Source organism: Leucobacter luti (assembly GCF_004217175.1).
Classification (GTDB): domain Bacteria; phylum Actinomycetota; class Actinomycetes; order Actinomycetales; family Microbacteriaceae; genus Leucobacter; species Leucobacter luti.
This window is the reverse complement of sequence record NZ_SHKI01000009.1, coordinates 38,586-57,872: the sequence shown is the minus strand read 5'-3', so window position 1 is coordinate 57,872 and position 19,287 is coordinate 38,586. Positions and strand designations below refer to the sequence as shown.

The 19,287-nt window shown below is 67.8% G+C and carries 17 protein-coding genes; 8 read left to right on the top strand and 9 right to left on the bottom strand.

The genetic code is table 11. From position 1 onward, the window contains the following. Positions 1-77: 77 nt before the first annotated feature. The 3 genes from EV139_RS15670 (at position 78) to EV139_RS15660 (ending at position 4,600) form a co-directional block, all read left to right on the top strand. Positions 78-1,793, top strand: coding sequence for an amidohydrolase (locus tag EV139_RS15670; protein WP_130455813.1), 1,716 nt, complete (start codon positions 78-80; stop codon positions 1,791-1,793). 45 nt (positions 1,794-1,838) lie between these two features. Continuing rightward, positions 1,839-3,251, top strand: coding sequence for an APC family permease (locus tag EV139_RS15665; RefSeq protein WP_130455811.1), 1,413 nt, complete (start codon positions 1,839-1,841; stop codon positions 3,249-3,251). Between the two features lie 107 nt (positions 3,252-3,358). Then, on the top strand, positions 3,359-4,600 hold the full coding sequence (locus tag EV139_RS15660) for an AAA family ATPase (protein ID WP_130455809.1): 1,242 nt from the start codon (positions 3,359-3,361) through the stop codon (positions 4,598-4,600). 30 nt (positions 4,601-4,630) lie between these two features. Here EV139_RS15660 and EV139_RS15655 read toward each other — a convergent pair whose 3' ends face one another. The 6 genes from EV139_RS15655 to EV139_RS15630 are packed head-to-tail and all read right to left on the bottom strand — an operon-like array spanning position 4,631 to position 11,474. After that, entirely contained in the window at positions 4,631-6,172 is a 1,542-nt protein-coding gene (locus EV139_RS15655) for an aminotransferase class I/II-fold pyridoxal phosphate-dependent enzyme (RefSeq protein WP_241989079.1), read from the bottom strand. Then, a complete protein-coding gene (locus EV139_RS15650; protein ID WP_130455807.1) occupies positions 6,169-7,446 on the bottom strand; it encodes an NAD(P)/FAD-dependent oxidoreductase in 1,278 nt (425 codons plus the stop codon). The genes EV139_RS15655 and EV139_RS15650 overlap by 4 nt, the downstream gene beginning before the upstream one ends. Before the next feature lie 52 nt (positions 7,447-7,498). Beyond that, positions 7,499-8,638 carry an ABC transporter ATP-binding protein gene (locus tag EV139_RS15645; protein ID WP_130455805.1) on the bottom strand — a complete coding sequence of 380 codons (1,140 nt, stop codon included), beginning with the start codon at positions 8,636-8,638 and terminating at the stop codon, positions 7,499-7,501. A 53-nt stretch (positions 8,639-8,691) separates the two neighbouring features. Next, positions 8,692-9,483, bottom strand: a complete 792-nt coding sequence (locus tag EV139_RS15640) for an ABC transporter permease (protein ID WP_130455803.1) — start codon at positions 9,481-9,483, stop codon at positions 8,692-8,694. Further along, on the bottom strand, positions 9,480-10,343 hold the full coding sequence (locus EV139_RS15635; protein ID WP_130455801.1) for an ABC transporter permease: 864 nt from the start codon (positions 10,341-10,343) through the stop codon (positions 9,480-9,482). The genes EV139_RS15640 and EV139_RS15635 overlap by 4 nt, the downstream gene beginning before the upstream one ends. Before the next feature lie 27 nt (positions 10,344-10,370). Then, positions 10,371-11,474: an extracellular solute-binding protein gene (locus EV139_RS15630; RefSeq protein WP_130455799.1), complete on the bottom strand. Its 1,104-nt coding sequence runs from the start codon at positions 11,472-11,474 to the stop codon at positions 10,371-10,373. A 321-nt stretch (positions 11,475-11,795) separates the two neighbouring features. Between EV139_RS15630 and EV139_RS15625 the strand changes: the two genes are divergently transcribed. Together EV139_RS15625 and EV139_RS15620 are read left to right on the top strand one after the other, a co-directional pair. Further along, positions 11,796-12,425, top strand: coding sequence for a helix-turn-helix domain-containing protein (locus EV139_RS15625; protein WP_130455797.1), 630 nt, complete (start codon positions 11,796-11,798; stop codon positions 12,423-12,425). Between the two features lie 127 nt (positions 12,426-12,552). Beyond that, on the top strand, positions 12,553-13,917 hold the full coding sequence (locus tag EV139_RS15620) for an NAD-dependent succinate-semialdehyde dehydrogenase (protein ID WP_130455795.1): 1,365 nt from the start codon (positions 12,553-12,555) through the stop codon (positions 13,915-13,917). Between the two features lie 104 nt (positions 13,918-14,021). Here EV139_RS15620 and greA read toward each other — a convergent pair whose 3' ends face one another. Next, positions 14,022-14,507: a transcription elongation factor GreA gene (greA, locus tag EV139_RS15615; protein ID WP_130455793.1), complete on the bottom strand. Its 486-nt coding sequence runs from the start codon at positions 14,505-14,507 to the stop codon at positions 14,022-14,024. 137 nt (positions 14,508-14,644) lie between these two features. Beyond that, on the bottom strand, positions 14,645-15,082 hold the full coding sequence (locus tag EV139_RS15610) for a DUF4307 domain-containing protein (RefSeq protein WP_130455791.1): 438 nt from the start codon (positions 15,080-15,082) through the stop codon (positions 14,645-14,647). 85 nt (positions 15,083-15,167) lie between these two features. Between EV139_RS15610 and mca the strand changes: the two genes are divergently transcribed. The 3 genes from mca to recQ are packed head-to-tail and all read left to right on the top strand — an operon-like array spanning position 15,168 to position 18,342. After that, positions 15,168-16,037, top strand: coding sequence for a mycothiol conjugate amidase Mca (mca, locus tag EV139_RS15605; protein WP_130455789.1), 870 nt, complete (start codon positions 15,168-15,170; stop codon positions 16,035-16,037). After that, positions 16,034-16,270 carry a hypothetical protein gene (locus tag EV139_RS15600; RefSeq protein WP_130455787.1) on the top strand — a complete coding sequence of 79 codons (237 nt, stop codon included), beginning with the start codon at positions 16,034-16,036 and terminating at the stop codon, positions 16,268-16,270. The genes mca and EV139_RS15600 overlap by 4 nt, the downstream gene beginning before the upstream one ends. Positions 16,271-16,275: 5 nt before the next feature. Beyond that, positions 16,276-18,342 carry a DNA helicase RecQ gene (recQ, locus tag EV139_RS15595; protein WP_130455785.1) on the top strand — a complete coding sequence of 689 codons (2,067 nt, stop codon included), beginning with the start codon at positions 16,276-16,278 and terminating at the stop codon, positions 18,340-18,342. Positions 18,343-18,451: 109 nt separating this feature from the next. On the opposite strand, the gene trhA is transcribed toward recQ, so the two are convergent. Beyond that, positions 18,452-19,255 carry a PAQR family membrane homeostasis protein TrhA gene (trhA, locus tag EV139_RS15590; RefSeq protein WP_130455783.1) on the bottom strand — a complete coding sequence of 268 codons (804 nt, stop codon included), beginning with the start codon at positions 19,253-19,255 and terminating at the stop codon, positions 18,452-18,454. Between the last annotated feature and the right edge of the window lie 32 nt (positions 19,256-19,287).

The window sequence follows — 19,287 nt, the reverse complement described above, 5'->3', positions numbered from 1 at the left end:
ATTAATTTACTCTTGAGTTAAATAACTCGGTAGCGCACACGTGTTGCGCTCGCCGCCACGAATTTCAAGGAGCAGACATGGCCGTCGACACCCTCTACACCGGCGGACGCATCCGCACGTTCGACCCCGCCCGCCCGTGGGCCGAGGCGCTCGGCGTCACCGGTGACAAGATCAGCTACGTCGGCTCGGCCGCAGATGCCCCAGCCGCCCGCCGCACGGTGCAGCTCGAGGGGCGCCTGCTCACCCCGGGCGTCGCCGACACGCACAACCACCTGCTCCTCGGCTTCGACGATCTCGCCGTGAGCCTCGATCAGGTGCAGAGCCTCGACGTGGTGCGCTCGCGCATCGCCGAGTTCGCGGAGACGCACCCCGAGCTCGACTGGATCTGCGCGGAGAACGCGCTGTACTCGGTGGTGGAGGGGCGCCGTCCCAACGCCGATGACCTGGTCGGTGTGACGGATCGCCCCGTGTTCATCACCACGTACGACCAGCACTCGGTGTGGCTCAACCGCCCGGCGCTCGCCAAGCTGGGGATCCTGAACGGGGGCGACATCGCGTGGGGCAACCCGGAGCTCGACCCCACCACCGGCGAGCCGACCGGCTGGGTAACTGATTTTTACACGAGTGCGATGACGATCGCGGGCCTTGCCGAGCTGCAGCGCGACATCCCCATGTACTCGCCCGACCGTCGCTACCGCAAGATCACGAACAGCCTGGAGATGGCCGCGAGCGTGGGCATCACCACCGTCGTGGAGCCTCAGGTGCCGCTCGCGGAACTCGACCTGTTTGCCCGCGCGGAGCGCGAGGGCAAGCTCACGTCGCGCACGATCGCCGCGATCTATCACGCGGTGGGGGCCGACGGTGACTTCCGTTCGCGCATCACCGAGGCAATCCGCGAGACTCCCCAGCACGAGCGGTTCTCGCTCGGCCCCGTGAAGCTCTACGCGGACGACGTGATCGAGCCGCACACGGCCGCGATGCTCGAGGATTACGCGAATCGCCCCGGCCACCGGGGCCAGCCGAGCTTGCCGCCCACCGAGTTCACCAAGCTCTTCGTGGAGCTCGATCGCCTGGGCTACCAGGTGCACACGCACGCGACGGGCGACTGGGGGATCCAGCTCACCCTCGACTCGATCGCGGCGGCGCAGCGCGCGAACGGCGTGCGCGACGCGCGCCACGGCATCGTGCACGTCGAGTGCCTCGCGCCCGAAGACCTGCCGCGCTTTGCAGAACTCGGGGTCGTCGCCGCGATGCAGCCGCGCCACGCCTCACCCGACCTCGTCGCCGGTACGTGGATGGAAAACGTGGGGGAGGCGCGCTGGGACCGTGCGTGGCGGTTCAAGTCGATGATCGAATCCGGCGCGCGCGTCACGTTCTCGAGCGACTGGCAGGTGGGGGAGATGGACCCGCTGGTGGGGCTCTACAGCGCCATGACGCGCGCGCGGCTCGACGGTTCTGACGCCTGGACCGGCGGGGAGCGGCTCGACCTCGACCGCGCACTGCGCGCGTACACGACCGGGGGCGCCGAGGCGTTCCACCGCGAGGACACGGTCGGCGTGCTGCGGGAGGGGATGCTCGCCGACCTCGTGGTGTGGTCAGGCGATCTCTACGCTATGGAGCCCGCCGAGCTGCTCGCGCAGCGGGCGGATCTCACCGTCGTGGGCGGATCCGCGATCCACGACGTCCGGGGGGAACTCGGCGGGGTCGCGGCCGCCGCACAGGTGCAGGATCCGGCGGGGGCCGGCCAGAGCTGCGCTGAACCAGACGACAGTCACCACTGCCACACGCACTAACCGCTCGTCATTCCCGAATCCCCTCCCACTGAAAGAAGTCAGCAGATGTCATCGTTGCCATCCCACTCCGCCGTCGCCGCGGGTGACGACCAGATCGCCAGGGTCGTCGCCCCGCAGCCCGGGGCGCTCAAGCGCACCCTGAAGCTGCGGCACCTCGTGTTCATCGGGCTCGCCTACATGGCGCCGCTCGCGGTGTTCGACATGTTCGGCATCGTTGCGGCCGAGACCAACGGGCACGTCCCGCTCGCGTACCTGGTCGTCATGGTGGCCGTCCTGTTCACCGCGTTCAGCTACTCACGCATGGTGCGGTTCTTCCCGATCGCGGGCTCCGCGTACACGTACGCGAAGGAAGCGATCAACGCGCACCTTGGCTTCCTCGTGGGCTGGGCGGCGACCCTCGACTACCTGCTGCTCCCGATGATCAACGCGATCCTTTCGGCGATCTACATGGGGGCGGTGTTCCCCGAGGTGCCGTTCTGGGTGTGGGTGCTGCTCACCGTCGCGATCTGCACGGCGATGAACCTGGTCGGGGTGAAGCTCGCCGCGAGCATGAACATCCTGCTCGTGGGGATCCAGCTCGTCGTCGCCGTGGTGTTCGTGGTGCTCACGATCGTGAATATCACGAACGGCGCGAACGGTGCCGAGTTCACGATCCGCCCGTTTATCTCGGGCGACGTGCAGCTCGCCGCGATCACCGCCGGTGCCGCGATCCTCGCTCTCTCGTTCCTCGGCTTCGACGCTGTCTCCACGCTCGCCGAGGAAGCCGAGCGCCCCGAGCGCGACATTCCCCGCGCGATCTTCATTATTATCGGGGTCGCGGGCGCATTCTTCATCTCGGTGACCTACGTGATGCAGGTGCTCTTCCCAGATGTGACGCTGCTCGGCGACATCGTCGGGGCGTCTCCCGAGATTGCGAAGTACATCGGCGGGGCCGCGTTCCAGGCGATCTTCGTGGGTGGGTACATGATGGCGGTGCTCGGCTGCGGGATCACGCAGCAGATGAGCGCCGCGCGCCTGCTCTACGCAATGGGTCGCGACGGTGCCCTGCCGAAGCGCCTCTTCGGCAGCGTCAACCCGCGCACGGGCGTGCCCGTGGTGAACGTGCTCATCGTCGCCGCGATCGCCCTGACCGCGCTGTTTATCGATCTTGATCAGGCCGCCTCGATGATCAACTTCGGCGCGTTCATCGCGTTTACCTGCGTCAACCTGTCGGTGATCTTCGTGTTCTTCAGGTTCCTGAAGCGCCGCGGCCCTGGTGCCTGGCTCACCTTCGTGGTGGTGCCCGGCATCGGTGTGGTGATCAACATCTGGCTGTGGCTCAGCCTCGACACCGTGTCGATGATCATCGGCGGAATCTGGCTCGCGCTCGGAGCGGTGTACCTCGTGATCAAGACCCGCGGGTTCAGAGCGCCGGCACCGGACCTCACCGGGCCCATCAATATCGCGATGTACGAGTAGGGCGAGGGGCCGGGCCACGGCTCCCGCTCCGGGCGGGACAAGTAACACGGCCCGATCCGCGTGGTTAATGTTAACAAAAATATCTAAATCTCAGTTAATGTTTACACATGCGCGACGCCACAAGTAACCCTTTCACTCCGGGCTCGGATACGGTCCCGGAGGTCTGGGCCGGCCGGGTGGACCAGCAGAGCGACTGGGAGCGGGTGCTCAAACCCCGCCTCCTCGCGGGCCTCAACGAGCGCGGCCGCACCATCACCGGCGAGCCGGGGCTCGGCAAATCAACGCTGGTGCGGCGCATCGCCGCCGCGGCAGCGGCCGAGGGCGCCTGGGTGACACCGCAGGTGCGGCTTCCCATCGGCACCGACCCGCTCAAGGCGGTCGCGGCCGCGGTGCTCCACCTCGCCGACCTCGCGGGCCTCGCCGCCTCCCGGGAGCGCCGGATCACCGACATCCTGGGCCGGGTACGGCAGGTCGCGGCGAGCGGGATCTCGCTGACCATCGACCGCGTCGCCGGGCCCGAGCCGTACACCGCCCTCACGGAGCTCCTCGAAGCGGTGGGGACCGCGGCGATCCGGGACCGCACCGTGGTGATCATCCACATCGACGAGATCCAGAACGTCACGAACGAGCACGCACTCTCGCAGCTCCTCATCAGCCTCGGCGACGCCATCACCACGCGCGTGCCGATCGAGCTGCCCGGCGGCGTACTCCACGAGCGCGCCCTGCCCCTGGCCGTGTACCTCACCGGGCTGCCGGAGTTTGCGGAGAAGGCATCCTCGCGCACCGGCGCGACCTTTGCGCGCCGCTTCGCGTCGACCACGCTCGTCCCGATCTCGGACGACGACTTTCGCCTGGCGCTCGCCCCGTTTACCGATCCCGGGTGGGAGGTGCGCACCGGAGAGGGCGCTCCCGCGCGGGTGCGCATGACGAGTGAGGCCGCGGAGAAGCTGGTCGAGCTCTGCCGCGGCGAGCCGTTCCTCTTCCAGCTCGCCGGCGAGCGCGCCTGGTACGCCGGGCAGAGCGCGGTGATCACCCTCGAGGACGTACTCAGCGGGTGGGACGCGGCCAAGCACGAGGCCACGGCGCACGTCGAGCGGATCCTCGACCGGTTACCTGCGAAGGAGCGGGAGTTCGTGGAGACGCTCGCTGCGGCTGCTCCCGAGCTTCGTACGGCCACGGGCATCGCGAAGTCGATGGGCTACGCGACGGCGGCGAGCGTTGGGCCGTTCGCCCAGCGCCTCGACACCGTGCGCGGGATCGTGCAGCGCGGGCGCCGCTACTCGTTCAGGCACCGCGCGCTCGAGGCGTACCTCACCACCGAGTGGCCCGAGACGGGCACCCACGAATAGCGCCACCCGATGGCGCCGGCGTGGGCGGGACTAGTCTTCGCGGAGCACGCGCAGCTGGCTGACCTCGGGGTCCACCGCACCGCGAATATAGCTGCCGGGCAGCTGCGCGGTCGTCGTGAGGTAGTCGATCAGCTCGGGGGTGAGGCGTTCGCCGGGGACCGCGTTCGGAATCCCCGGTGGGTACGCGGCGAGCATCGCCGCCGAGATCCGCCCGACGGCTGCCGCGGCGGGCACCGACTCGCTCGGTGCGAGGTACGCGGCGCGCGGCGTGAACACGCGCTCGCCGGGCGGCGGGGCGGGGAGGGTGCCCGCTCGCGCACCGGCGGCCGTGCTGAGCGCCCCCTCGCCGCGCGCGGGGCCCGCCGCGAGCGGCGGCGCCACGCGATCGATCGCCCTGAGCAACCCAGCGACATCGGGGGTGCCGCGGGGGCCGATCAGCGCGACGATTGAGGTGGGGGCGGCGATCTCCACGAACACGGGGGGCTCCGCGCGCGCGAGCCGCGTCTTCAGCTCGGGACCGGTGACGCCGCGGCCGCGCACGTCGAGCGAGACGTGCAGCGGGTCGATGGCGACCACCCCGGGTCGCGTCGCGAAATCTGGCTCCGCGAGCCGCAGCCCGGGAGCCGCGGCCACCAGCCGCCGCAGCTCCGCGGCGCTCGCGAGCGCCGCCCCCATTTCTGCGTGCCCGGTGGCGAGCTCGGAGCGCGCGATGTCGAGCGAGGCGAGCAGCAACGAGTTGAGGCTGGTTGACTCGGTGAGCCGGTAGGCGGCCTCGAGCGCCGGCTCGAGGGCACCCGCCCGCGGGGTGTCGCAGAGGTGCAGGAACGCGGTCTGCGTGAGGCTGCCACCGAGCTTGTGAATGCTCGACAGCACGATGTCGGCGCCCTGCCGCGTGGGCGACTCGGGAAGCTCCGGGTGGAAGCCAAAGTGGGCGCCCCAGGACCCGTCGACGACCAGCACTGCCCCGTGGCGGTGGCAGGCGGCGGCCACGGCCGGAATGTCGGCGACCACCCCGAAGTAGCTCGGGGAGACGAGCACCAGCGCGGCGAAGGGCGTCCCGGCCGCGGCGGCCGCGGCGAGCGCGCGCTCGGCGGCGGCCGCCGTGATCCCGTGGGCGATTCCGTGCTCCGGATCAGTGTCGGGGAACAGGTACTCCGGCGTGGCCCCCGACATCACCAGTCCGTCGTACACGCTCGAGTGGCAGCTGCGCTGCACGAGCACGCGGTCGCCCAGGGCGGCGAGCGCCTGCATCGCCATCCGGTTGCCCTGCGACGCGCCGTTCGTGAGGAACCAGGTGGTCTTCGCGTCCCACGCCGCGGCCGCCAGCTCGCGCGCGCGATCGAACGCGTTGCCGGGCCCCAGGTCGATCCCCTCGACGAGCTGGGGAATATCGAGCTCAAGGGCGGTCGCGCCGATGAACTCACGGAGCCGGTCTGAGCCGCCGGCCTGGCCGGTGGCGTGCCCGGGGATCATGAACCGCAGGCCGCCTCGATCGCGGTGCTCAGCGAGCGCGTCGGCGTACGGCGCGGTTGCCTGCTGCGGCGCTCCCTGGGTCCCCTGCGCGGGGCTCACCGTGAGAACCGATCGACGGCCGCGTAGTACACGCCCGCGACTGGGACGAACCAGGGCCAACCGACATGTCCGGGGATGGGTGGATTGTTCAGCTCCGCCCAGGGATTGTCAGTCTCGCCGAGCACGTTTCCGGCAAGAATCTTGCCCATGTACGTTGCCATCTGCACACCGTGTCCCGTGTATCCCTGCGAGAACCAATAGCCGTCCCGGGTTCCTGAATGCACCATGCGATCAAGGCTAATGTCAACGAGCCCACCCCAGGCGTACTCGACCGCCACACCGTGCAGCTGCGGGAACAGCTCGACCATCTCGCGCTGCAGAATCTCGCCACTCTTCGGATCGGCCGCGACGTCCCGGCTGAGGAAGCGGGCTCGCCCGCCGAAGGCGAGGCGGTTGTCTTCGGTGAGGCGGAAGTAGTTGAGGAGCTCCTTGCTGTCAGAGCACACGCGCCGGTGGGGGAGCAATGACTCGGCGAGATCCACGCCCAGCGGCTCTGTGACGATCACGAAGCTTCCGACCGGCGCGAAACGACGCTGCAACCACCCGAACGGCGGCTTTGAATACGCACCGGTTGCCACTACCAGCTGTGGCGCGGTGAACTCACCTCGCGGAGTGCGCACTCGGTGCCCGCCATTCGCGGTGCGCTCCCGACCCGTGACCGGGGTGTGCTCGTGCACGAGTGCACCCCGCGAGAGTGCCCCCGCTGCGAGTGCACCCAGCAGCTTCGTCGGATGGACACTCGCGCCAGCCGGATCGATCATCCCCCCGAAATAGCGGTCGGCTCCGATCTCTTCCCGCACCGCATCGCGGTCGAGGAAGTGTGCCGGGTGTCCGGTGAGCTCTGTGATGAGGGTGGCCTCGCGCTGGTAGTGAGGCACGTGTGACTCTCGTGCCGCGAGATTCATCAGTCCGGCTCGCCTGAACTCGGTGTCGACTCCCTCGTCGCGGGAGATCTGCTCAATCAGGTCAATTGCGTCGTTGTACCGCTGACGCATCGCGACCGCGCGTTCCTTGCCGTAGCGCGCCACCGCCTTACTCAGTGAGATCGAGAGTCCCGTGGTCGCCATTCCGCCGTTGCGGCCTGATGCTCCCCACCCCACGCCGTGCGCTTCGAGCACGCGCACGCGCGCGCCCTGTTGGGCGAGGTGGTAGGCGCACGAGAGGCCGGTGAGTCCGGCCCCCACCACGATCACGTCGGCGTCATTGCCGGCGTCGGAGGGCGGGGTCGGCACTGCGGGCGCAGCGGTGTCGAGCCAGTAGGCGGTTTCTTTCATGGCGTCCTCGGGTGGGGAGATGTGTGGGAAGGGTGACCTTGCGAGGCGGGGGCTACGTGAGGAACTCGCCTGAGCCGCCGTCGTCGCTCAGGATCACGGCGTCGCTTGGATGCCAGACGGCGAGCATGGTTGCGCCTGGGACGGCGCCCGGGGCCTCCGACTCGGTCTTCGCCATGCCGGTTGAACCGTCGGGGAGGCTCAGCTCATACCGCCAGGCGTTGCCCAGGTAGGTAGCTGTGCGCACGGTCACCTGGATGCCGCAGCTTCCGTCTGGAAGCGCTGAATCCGCGGGGAGGAGCGCGAGTTTCTCTGGCCGAATCAGCGCGGCGGCGCTTGCCTCCGTTACTCGGCTCAGTCCCTGCGGCCCGACCGTCCGGCCGGCGCTCAGGCCACCGGCCGCGGCGAAGCTCGCGCCGCGCACGAGCGTTGAGTCGCCGACAAAGGTGCCAACGAAGAGCGTACTCGGGGACTCGTAGAGCTCCTGCGGGGTTCCGAGCTGCTCGATCCGGCCGTTGTTGAACACGGCAATCCGGTCGGAGAGGGACAGCGCCTCTTCCTGATCGTGCGTGACATAAAGGAACGTTGATTGCACCTCGAGGTGAATACGCTTGATCTCGCTCTGAAGCCAATCGCGCAGCTTCTTATCGAGCGCGCCGAGCGGCTCGTCCATGAGCAGGACCGCCGGGTTATACACGAGCGCTCGGGCGAGCGCGACGCGCTGCTGCTGGCCCCCGGACAGCTCGCTGGGCGTGCGGTCGGCGTAGTCGGTCATGTGGACCATTTCAAGGGCTTCCCGGACCATGCGAGCGCGCTCGGCCTTGGCGATCTTGCGCCGTTCAAGGGGGAACGCAACGTTCCCGGCCACGGTGCGGTGCGGGAACAGTGCATAGTTCTGGAACACCATGCCGATGTCTCGCTTGTGTGGCGGCACCGTCGCCACAGAGCGATCGTGGATCTCGATATTGCCGTTCGAGACCTGCGTAAACCCGGCGATCATGCTCAGAGTCGTGGTTTTTCCTGAACCGCTGGGGCCGAGGAATGTGACGAACTCGCCGCGGCGAATGTCGATGCTGATGTCGTCGACAACGGCCTTATCGCCATAGCGCTTGGTGACGCCGGTGAGGCGAACCCCGAGGGTGTCGGTTTCGGGGCCGCCCGGCTGCGCGGGTGCTGAGTGTGTCGGTGCGGACATGTGAGGTTCTCCTCTGTGCGGTGCGGAGTCTGACGTTATGAGTGCTGCGCGGGTCATCTGGGCAGCACCGGCCCTCGGCTGCGACGGCCCGAGAACTGGGCGATCAGCATGACGGTGACGGAGACGAGCATGACCATGACAGAGACCGCCGCGACCGTTGGATCGGTGTCTTTGGTGACCGAGCGGAAGATCTTGACCGGCAGTGTCTGCAGATACGGAGTCTGGATGAAGAGCGACAGGATCACCTCGTCGAACGACGTAACGAACGCGAGGAGCGCGCCAGAGAGCACTCCGGGAGCGATCAATGGGAGCGTCACAAGTCGGAATGTATCCCACCGGTTTGCACCGAGCGTCGCCGCGGCATCGCCAAGTCGCGTGTCGACACCGCGTAGGCTCGCGAGCACGTTCGTGAGGACGAGCGGGAGCGAGACGACGGTGTGGGCAAGTACGAAACCGAGCAGGGTGCCCAGGAGCCCGGTGCTCAGGAAGATTGCGTACAGGCCGATCGCAATTACGATCCCCGGCACCAGCAGCGGCAGCATGAAGTACTGCTGGAGCCACGAGGCCCACCGCGGCCTCATCTTGACAAGAGCGAGCGCCGCACAGACCCCTGCGATCGTTGCGACGATCGCAGTGAGCACCGCGACCCGGGCCGAGGCCCAGAATGCCTTGAGCCACCCGGTGTCGGTGAAGAAGTTCTCGTACCACCGCGTTGACCACCCCTTGGGTGGGAAATTAAACGAGGCTTGATCGGTGAACGAGATCGGGATGATCACGAGTGTCGGCGCCACGAGCCAGATCACGACGATGACGGCAAAGACGGAGAGTCCGATCTTGAGCTTCACGGCTTCCTCCCGGTTGAACGACGGCGGGCACGTCCCGCGATGAGCGACAGCGCGCCCAGAAGGACCGCAGTGAGGAGGAGAAGCGCAACACCCATGGCCGAGCCGTGACCCCAGTCAAGGAACGCAGAGAACTGCTGATAGATCAGCGCGGAGAGCATGGTGGTTTGCGGAGAGCCGAGGAGCGCGGGCACGATGTAGAACCCGAGACCGAGGATGAACACCGTCGTGGCGCCGGCGGCCACGCCGGGGAGTGAGAGCGGCAGGTACACCCGGAAGAACGCGGTGACGGGGTGCGCGCCGAGCGACCGTGCCGCCGGCACGAGCCGCTTGTCTATCCCGAGCATCGCAGAGTAGAGCGGCAACACCATGAATGGAAGCAGTACCTGAAGCATGCCGAGCCCCACCCCGAAGGTGGTGCGGATCAGCGGCTGACGCCCCACTCCGACGAGCTCGAGAAAATCGTTGATCGGCCCGGAATCTTGCAGGAGTACCATCCACGCCAGTGTACGCACGAGGATGCTCGTCCAAAGTGGCATCAGCACGAAGAGCAGCAACACTTTCTGCATGGTCGATCCGACGATCGTCATGAGGTAGGCGTAGGGGTATGCGATGAGTACGCAGACCGCTGTCACAACCGTCGAAACGAGGAAGGTGCGCAGGAGTACCTGTAGGAAGACCTCGTTCTCGGCGAGCCACGCGTAGTTCTGGATGCCGGGTTCGGGATCGGTGAAGCTTCGCCACGTCACGACGATGATCGGGACGACGAAGAAGCACGCCACGATCAATACGCCGGGGACGAGCAACAGGGGCGTGGCCCGGCGGAAGGCCGGGCCACGCTCAACGGTGTTGGTGTTTGCCATGTCAGTCTTTCGAGCGCAGGCGGCTCGCTAGGACCCCGAGGCCCACTTGGTCCATGCGCTCTCGAGGTCCGCATAGTTATCGGTCCAGAACTGCATGTCGATGGTGGTGCCCGTGTCGAGGTGGTCGTTGATGAACCAGGTCTCGGCGGTCGGGGAGAGCTCAGGGCGCGAATCAACGTTGACGGGGGCGAACGAGGTCAGCTCAGCCGCCTTCGTCTGCTGCTGCTCGCCGAGGAAGAAGTTCAGACCCGCGAACGCGGCCTCGGGATCATTTGCCCCCTTCGGTACGGTAAGCGCGTCAACACCAAGAATCCACTCGCCCCACATCGGAGCTACGGGTGCGCCGGCGTCGGTCGCACCAAAACCGCGGGAGCTCCAGACCAGGCTCATTGCGACCTCGCCGCTCTCGAGCTGCTGCTGTGACTCCGCGCCCGTGGTCCACGTGATGAGGTCGTCGCCGAGCGACTTGTACTTCGAGATTGCCGTATCGATGTCGGCGACAGAGCGCTCGCTCGCGCCCTTGCCGTCTGCGAGCAGTGCAAACTCGAGGACCTGTGGTTCAACGTAGGTGCTGAGCCCGATCGCACGCTTGCCGGGGAACTTCTCCGTGTCGAAGAAGTCCGCGGCACTGTTCGGTGCATTGTCGCCAAAGACGTCGGTGTTGTAGGCGACAATGAAGCCGTAGCTGATGGTGGGAACCATGCAGTCGTTTGTGATGGTGCCCTCGGGAACCTTTGAGATGTCGATCATCGAGTAGTCGAGCTTCTCGTAGAGTTCGCCGCAGTACTGCCCGGCGTCGAGCACCGTCGTGTTGGCGATATCCCAGGTGACGTTCCCTGATTCGACCATCGCCTTCAGCTTCGCTGCCTCAAACGAGTCCTGCACGACCTCCGCCCCGGACTCCTCCATGAACGGCTCCCACACGGCCTCGGTGCGGCCCTCCTGCGAGATACCGCCCGAGTCGGCGACCGCGAGCGTCACTCCCTCGAGAATCCCGGGGGTGACGACCCCGGCCTCCGGGGTGCCAAAATCGCGATCGGTCGGCGCCTCCGCGCCAGTCCCGCCCCCGCTACATGCCGACAGGACTATGGCGAGCGAAGCGATGGCTGCGCCCTGTGCAATGCGTTTCATCTGTAACTCCTTCGTTCAGAACCCCCCCCCGCACTGGCCGAGGATGAATCTCAAACTATACTGAACAAAAAATTCAGTCAAGATAAAATTTGGATTGTGATGTGCGGCGTTCTGTGGCAGGTTTAGTGCGGAGCAGCGCCAGTGTTCGGCGTGATTTCGCGGGATATTAGGCAAACTCAGTGAGATTCCGGTGAGCGCCCGCAAAGTCGTTGTACAGTGAGGTGCATCAGAGTAGGCGCGGTTTCACTGAACACGAAGGCCGCCTCAATCGCGATCCACGCGTCACTCGCGCGGTGCGGAACAATGTCAGGAAGGACAGCGATGGAATCAGGGCACGAGGTCGGAGCGCGTATTGCTCAGGCCCGCAAGCTTCGCGGTGCGACACTGCGAGAGATCGCCTCAGCGGCAGGCGTCAGTCCGAGCTTCCTGAGCCAGCTTGAGCGCGGGCTCACCAACGCGAGTGTTGCCTCGCTGCGGAAGATCGCGAGCGCGCTCGGGGTTCCCGTGGCTGACCTGCTTGAGACGCACCCGAGACACACCCACGGGGTACTCCGGGCCGAGCACAGGCCGTCGACACCGCTGTCTTCGGGATCCGAGAAATTTGTGGTCGCTCAGCCACCCGTGCAGCACGTTGAAATCTACGTGGGCCGCTTTCAAGTCGGTGGTGCAACCGGGCAGGACCCTTACATCCACGGTACCTCGCAGGAGTTCCTGATTGTCCTGACCGGCAAAGTGCTGCTTGAGCTTGGCGAGCACACATACGTGATGGGGCCGCACGACAGCATCGAGTATCTCAGCTCAGTGCCGCACCGCGTGGAGAACATCGGCACGAGTGTCGCCGAGGTGATGTGGGTCACAAGTCCGCCGACAACGAGTTCCACCCCGGTTCCTTCGGACCGGGGAGATGAGCGCGGGGCAGGGAACCCGCACGAGCAGGACGCCGAGCTCTAGCACTCCGCTCCTCGAACAGCTGGGAAGTCCCGGCCCCACCAGACCCCCGGCGCCGAAGAGCGCCGGGAGCCCTGGCGCACCGCTGCGCCCAAAATCGCACCACCTCGTTGAATAGGAGTTCTGCACGATGCCGCACTACCAAATCACTGATCCCTCCACCGGGGAAGTCGTCGCACACTACCCCGCCGCGAGTGACGCCGAGGTCACCGCCGCGATTGACGCCGCCGCCGACGCATACCGGGGCACCGTCGCCGCGGACCGGGCCGAGCGCGCTCACAAGATCGCACGGGTCGCCGAATTGCACCTTGAACGCGCGGACGAACTCGCCGAGATCATTGCGCAGGAGATGGGGAAGCCTATTGAGCAGTCCCGCGGTGAGGTGGAGTTCAGTGCTTCCATCTACCAGTACTACGCTGACGCCTCCGTCGCCCATCTCGCCGACGAGGAAATCGCGAACGAGGGTGGCGGACGCGCGTTTGTGCGGCGGGTCGGTCTGGGCGTCATCCTCGGCATCATGCCCTGGAACTTTCCCTACTACCAGGTCGCTCGGTTCGCGGCCCCCAACCTGATTCTCGGCAATACCATCGTGCTCAAGCACGCCGAGCAGTGCCCACGATCGGCCGAGGCAATCGCGGCGATTTATCGCGATGCGGGGTTCGGAGACTCCTACGTGAATCTCCGTGCCACGCACGGGCAGATCGAGCGCGTGATCGCCGACCCGCGCGTACAGGGCGTGTCCCTGACCGGCTCCGAGCGAGCTGGCGCCGCGGTCGCGGAGATTGCGGGCCGCCACTTGAAGAAGGTGGTGCTTGAGCTCGGGGGGTCCGACGTGTTCCTCGTGCTCGACACCGCAGACCTTGACGCGGCCGTGGAGATGGCCGTCGAGGGGCGCATCGAGAACAGTGGACAGGCATGCAACGGGTCGAAGCGAATCGTCGTGACCGACGAATACTATGACGAGTTCGCCGCAAAGTTCATTGCCGCGATGGGCGAGGTCACCTCGGGGCCCGCGAGCGAAACCGGGATCAACATTGGGCCGCTCTCGTCTCAGCGCGCCGCCGAACTGCTGGGCGAGCAGGTCTCGCGGGCGGTCGCCCAGGGGGCCGTCCTTGAACTCGGGGCCACCGCCGCCACCGGCGCGTTCTTCCCGCCAACCGTGCTTTCCGGGGTCACGCCCGCGATGGATGCGTACCGGGAGGAACTCTTTGGGCCCGCTGCGGTGCTCTACCGAGTCGCAGATGACGCCGCAGCGATCGAGCTCGCCAACAGCTCGCCCTACGGACTGGGCTCCGTTGTGATCTGTGAGGACCGGGAGCGCGCGGTGTCCGTAGGTGATCGCCTCGACGTGGGCATGGTATTCATGAACGGAGTTGGGCTCGACGGACCGCACCTGCCCTTTGGGGGAGTGAAGCGAAGCGGCTTTGGCCGTGAGCTCGGTCGATACGCACTCGAGGAGTTCGCAAACAAGAAGCTGTACGTTTTCGCCGACTAGGCGGGAGTGGCCGGCCGCGGTGCGGCGGGCCGCCAAACGCACCGCGGGCGGGGTCGGATCGCTGATCCGGCCCCGCCCGCGGCGGAAACTGTGTGGTGCTCGGGCTAGCCGGCGTAGGTGTCGACCGCGAGGATCTTCACCTCGATCTCGGTGCCGTTCGGCGCCGAGTAGCTGACCTCATCGCCGACCTTGCGGCCGAGGATCGCGGCCCCGAGGGGGCTCTCAGCGCTGTACACGTCGAGGTCTGAGCCATCGGCGAGCTCGCGGTTGCCGAGCAGGAAGCGCTCCTCATCGCCGAAGATGTCGGCGGTGATGACGGTGCCGATCTCGACGACCCCGCTCGCCTGCGGCACCTCGCCGACGACCGCGTGTTTCAGAAGCTCCTCGAGGTCGCGGATGCGCGCCTCCATCTTGCCCTGCTCATCCTTGGCGGCGTGGTAGCCGCCGTTCTCCTTGAGATCGCCCTCTTCGCGGGCAGCCTCGATGCGGGACGCGATGTCTTTGCGGCCGGCACCGGTCAGCTGTTCCAGCTCGCCAGTGAGCCGGTCGTAAGCCTCCTGCGTCAGCCAGGTCTGAGTGGGCTCAGCCATGGTCGATCCTCGTTTCGGGTGAGAGCGCGTGAGCGCGTGGGGGACAGGCAACGCCCCGACCGAGCCAGGGCGTCCGTGTAAGCGTAGCAGCGCGATCCGGGATCGTTCGGGAAGCGGTCCGGGGCGGCGCTCGCCGCCTAGGAGCCCTCGACCACCCAGCAGGCGCGCGCGGTCGTGGCCGTCGACGGGTTCGTGGTGACGAGCCTGGTGGTGACCGTGTGCGTGCGCTCGGCCGTCACCGGGAGCTCGACGATCTTCCAGCCCACGGTGGCCTTCGCCTTGTTGAGCGCCTCGACGGCGCACGCGACCGGCGTGTTCGCCGGGCCGGTGACCTCGAACTTCACATCGACAACGAGATCGCTCACGTCCGTGTGCCCAATGTCTTGCACCGAAACCTGGTTGCCGTCCTGCCATCCGGAGAACACGAGAAACGCGATGCCGCCCGCGACGAGCAGGCCCGCGGCGCCCCACGCAAAGCGACGGTCGAGGCTGCGCCTGCGGCCGGTTCCGTAGCGATCCTCAAGGCGCTGCGTCGACGGAGAATCCGCGTCGACGGTGGCGACCGCATCAGGCACGGGAACCTCCGATCAATACTGGGTAAACTGAGCTGACTTTGCCAGAGTACCGGGAACCTCCCGAGAAGCACGTGAGAGGAAGCGCATGACGCTCAGGCTCATCGCGGTGCATGCGCATCCCGACGACGAATCAAGCAAGGGTGCCGCCACCTACGCCCACTACCTCGACCAGGGCGTCGAGGTGCTCATTGTGAGCTGCACCGGCGGCGAGCGCGGCGACGTGCTCAACGAGCTGGTGGCGCGGGACCCCAAGAGTCGTCGCGACCTCGCCGGTTTGCGGCGCGACGAGATGGCGCGTGCGCGCGACATCATCGGGTTCGAGCACCGGTGGCTCGGGTACCAGGACTCCGGGCTGCCCGACGAGGGTGAGCCGGTGCCCGCTGGCTCGTTCGCCCACATCCCAGCCGAGGTGTCGGCGGAGACGCTCGTGCGCACCGTGCGCGAGTTCAAGCCGCACGTGATGATCACCTACAACGAGCAGGGCGGGTACCCGCACCCGGATCACATCCGGTGCCACGAGATCAGCAAGATCGCGTGGGATCGTGCGGGTGATCCGGACGCGTACCCCGAGGCGGGCGAGCCGTGGTCGATCGGCAAGCTGTACTACGAAGAGATTTTCAACGGCGAGCGGATCAGCACCGTCTATCAGTGGCTCGTGGATCATGAGCCGACCTCGCCGCTCGTGGGTCAGTTCGCCGAGCTGCGCGAGCGGATGGGTGGGCGTGGCAACCGCAGCACCGCGCGCATCGACGTGGGTCGCTTCTTCGAGCGTCGCGACGAGGCGCTCCGCGCGCACGCCAGCCAGGTACCGCCGGACAGCCCGTTCTTCTTCTGGCCGAACGAGGTGCAGCGGCAGGCGTGGCCGTTTGAGGACTACCGGCTCGCAGCGTCGCGGGTTGCCACCAGTGAGTTTGAAGCAGATCTATTTCAGGGCATCAAGGAGGAAGACGCATGAGTCTGACGAGCACCGCACTGCGGATCGCTGAGGTTTCGACCGAGTTCGACGCGAACCAGGTGACCCCGGGTGTTGAGGGGTTCATTTTCACCGGCCTGCTGGCGGCGCTGATCATCGGGCTCGGTTTCCTGCTCGTGAGCCGGCTGCGACGCAACGCATATCGGCACGAGGTGCGCGAGCAGATCGCGGTCGAGCTCGGCGAGTCCGGGACGGACCCCGAGCAGCGGAACTGACGAGTATGAGCGGGAGCGCGCCCGGCACCGATCCGGATCACTGGGGGGCGCCCGCGGAGTTTGACGACGCCGAACGCTGGCCGGGGGAGGCGTGGGGTGCGCCCCCGCCCGGGAGCGAGACCGGCGGCGGGGCCGTGCCGCCCGGGGCCCCCGCGGCGGCTCGTGGTGGGGCCCCGGCGCTCGCGGCTGTCCCCGCGCCGGGTGCCCGCTCGTTCGGCACCGTGGACGTGGTGGGGCAGGACCCGCTGGCTGTGCTCTCCGGCGTGTTCGGCTACGACGCGTTCCGCGGCGAGCAGGAGGATATCGTTCGGCACGTGATCGCCGGCGGCGACGCCGTGGTGCTCATGCCGACCGGCGGCGGCAAGTCGATCTGCTACCAGATCCCCGCCCTCGTCCGGGAGGGGACAGGGATCGTGCTCTCGCCCCTCGTCGCGCTGATGCACGACCAGGTTGCGGCGCTCACGCTCGCGGGAGTGCGGGCGGCAGCGCTGAACTCGTCGATGAGCTTCGACGAGCGGCGCGAGGTGGAGCAGGCGTACCGGACGGGCCAGCTCGACGTGCTCTACCTGGCGCCGGAGCGACTCTCCGCCCCCGGCACGATTGACTTCCTGCGGCAGGGCACGATCGCGCTGTTCGCGATCGACGAGGCCCACTGTGTGTCGCAGTGGGGGCACGACTTCCGCCCCGACTACCTGCGGCTTGGCGCGCTCGCCGAGCACTGGCCAGACGTCCCGCGGATCGCGCTCACCGCGACCGCGACCCCGGAAACGCACCGGGAGATCACCGAGCGGCTGCACCTCGGCACCGCGAAGCACTTCGTGTCGAGCTTCGACCGGCCGAACATCCGCTACCGGATCGAGGCGAAGCAGGCGGGCCGCGCCCAGCTCATCTCGTTCGTGCGCGGCGAGCACGCCGGTGACGCCGGCATCGTCTACGCGCTCAGCCGCAAGCGGGTGGAGCAGACCGCAGCCGCCCTCCGTGACGCCGGGGTCGACGCCGTCGCCTACCACGCGGGGCTCCCCGCGGACGTGCGGCTCAGGGCGCAGACGCGCTTCCTCCGAGAAGACGGGGTGGTGGTGGTAGCGACCGTCGCCTTCGGGATGGGGATCGACAAGCCAGACGTGCGCTTCGTCGCGCACATCGACCTCCCGAAGTCGATCGAGGGGTACTACCAGGAGACCGGCCGCGCTGGCCGCGACGGGCTGCCGTCGGAAGCGTGGCTCGCGTACGGCCTCGCAGACGTAGTGCAGCAGCGCCAACTCATCGAATCGGGCGACGGCGACCAGGCCACGCGCGCAAACCAGACGCGGCACCTCAACCAGATGCTCGCGCTCTGCGAGGGGGCGAGCTGCCGGCGCCAGTTCCTGCTGAACTACTTCGGCGAGGCAGGCAGCGCCGCCTGCGGCAACTGCGACGTGTGCCTCAACCCGCCCAAGCTCTGGGACGCGACGGTGCCCGCGCAGATGCTGCTGTCAACGATCATCCGCACTCAGCGCGAGCGCGGCCGCACCTTCGCGGCCGGCCAGCACATCGATGTGCTCCGAGGCACCGGCTCCGAGCGGGTGACCCAGCTGCGGCTCGACGAGCTCACCACCTGGGGGATCGGCACCGAGTGGACGGTCGCGCAGTGGCGCGGCGTGGTGCGCCACCTGCTCGCCACCGGCGTGCTCGAAGCGCGCGGCGAGTGGGGCGTGCTCGCCCCGGCCGAGGCGGCGAAGCCGGTGCTGCGCGGGGCGGAGCAGGTCATGATGCGCGAGGAGGTCGTCGCGCGCGCGGCGCGCTCCGGGCGCGGCACGCGCGCGTCGGTCGCGGCCGGTTCAAAGCGCTCTGCCGCGGCGGCGGATCTCAGCCCCGAACAGGACGCCGTGTTCGAGCGGCTCCGGGCCTGGCGCGCCGAGGAAGCGAAGCGCCAGGGCGTGCCGGGGTACGTGGTCTTTGGCGACGCGACCCTCGCGGCCCTTGCCGTGCACCGGCCCAGCACCGACGACGAACTGCTCGCGATCTCCGGGATCGGGGCGGTCAAGCTTGAGCGCTACGGCGCCGCCGTGCTGGCCGCGCTGGCCGCGGAGTAGCGGTCCGGGGCGGTGCGGCCGGGGGTGCGTGCGGGCCGGGGCGGTGCGGGCCGGGGTGGTGCGCTCACGCCGCGCGCGCGTACCGGGGCGCCCCCGATACGCGACCGCGCTACCGCAGGTAGACGGGATCCAACGCCACCAGGAGCGCCGCGGTCCAGTGGCACAGGAACGCGATCGTGGTGAGCGCGTGGAAAATTTCGTGGAAGCCGAACACCCCGGGGATCGGGTTCGGCCGCTTCATGCCGTACACCACCGAGCCCAGGGTGTAGAGCAGCCCGCCCACCACCACGAGGACCATCGCGGCGAGGCTCGCGTGCGCGATGTCGACGATATACATCACCGCCGCCCAGCCCAGCAGCACGTACAGCGGCACGTAGAGCCAGCGCGGTGCACCGATCCAGAACACCCGGAACCCGATCCCCAGCAGGGCGCCGGCCCACACGAGCACGAGCAGCAGAATCCCCTTCTCCGGCGGGAGCGCCAGGAGCGCCAGCGGCGTGTACGTGCCCGCGATCAGGAGGAAGATGTTTGCGTGGTCGAGGCGGCGGAACAGCTGCTTGGTGCGCGGCTTCCAGTTGATGCGGTGGTACAGCGCCGACACCCCGAACAGCAGCATGCTCGTGAGCATGAACACGGCCGACGCCCACTTGGCCACGGGGCCGTGGGCGAGGCTGATCAGCACGATTCCGCCCGCAACCGCAACCGGGAACGTGCCGGCGTGGATCCAGCCCCGCCACAGCGGCTTCTGTTCGGCGGGTACCTCATCCCGCGCCGGCTCATTGGCTGCGGCGAGGAGGGGGAGCGACAGCCTGTCCGGTTCGGGCAGCGGACGCTGCGCCTCCGGCGGCTCCGACTCGGGACCGCGCCCGGGGGCGCCGTCGGGGGAGAAACCGTTGCCACCGGAGGAGGTCATGTCCTGAGTGTATGTTCTGCACAGATCCGCGG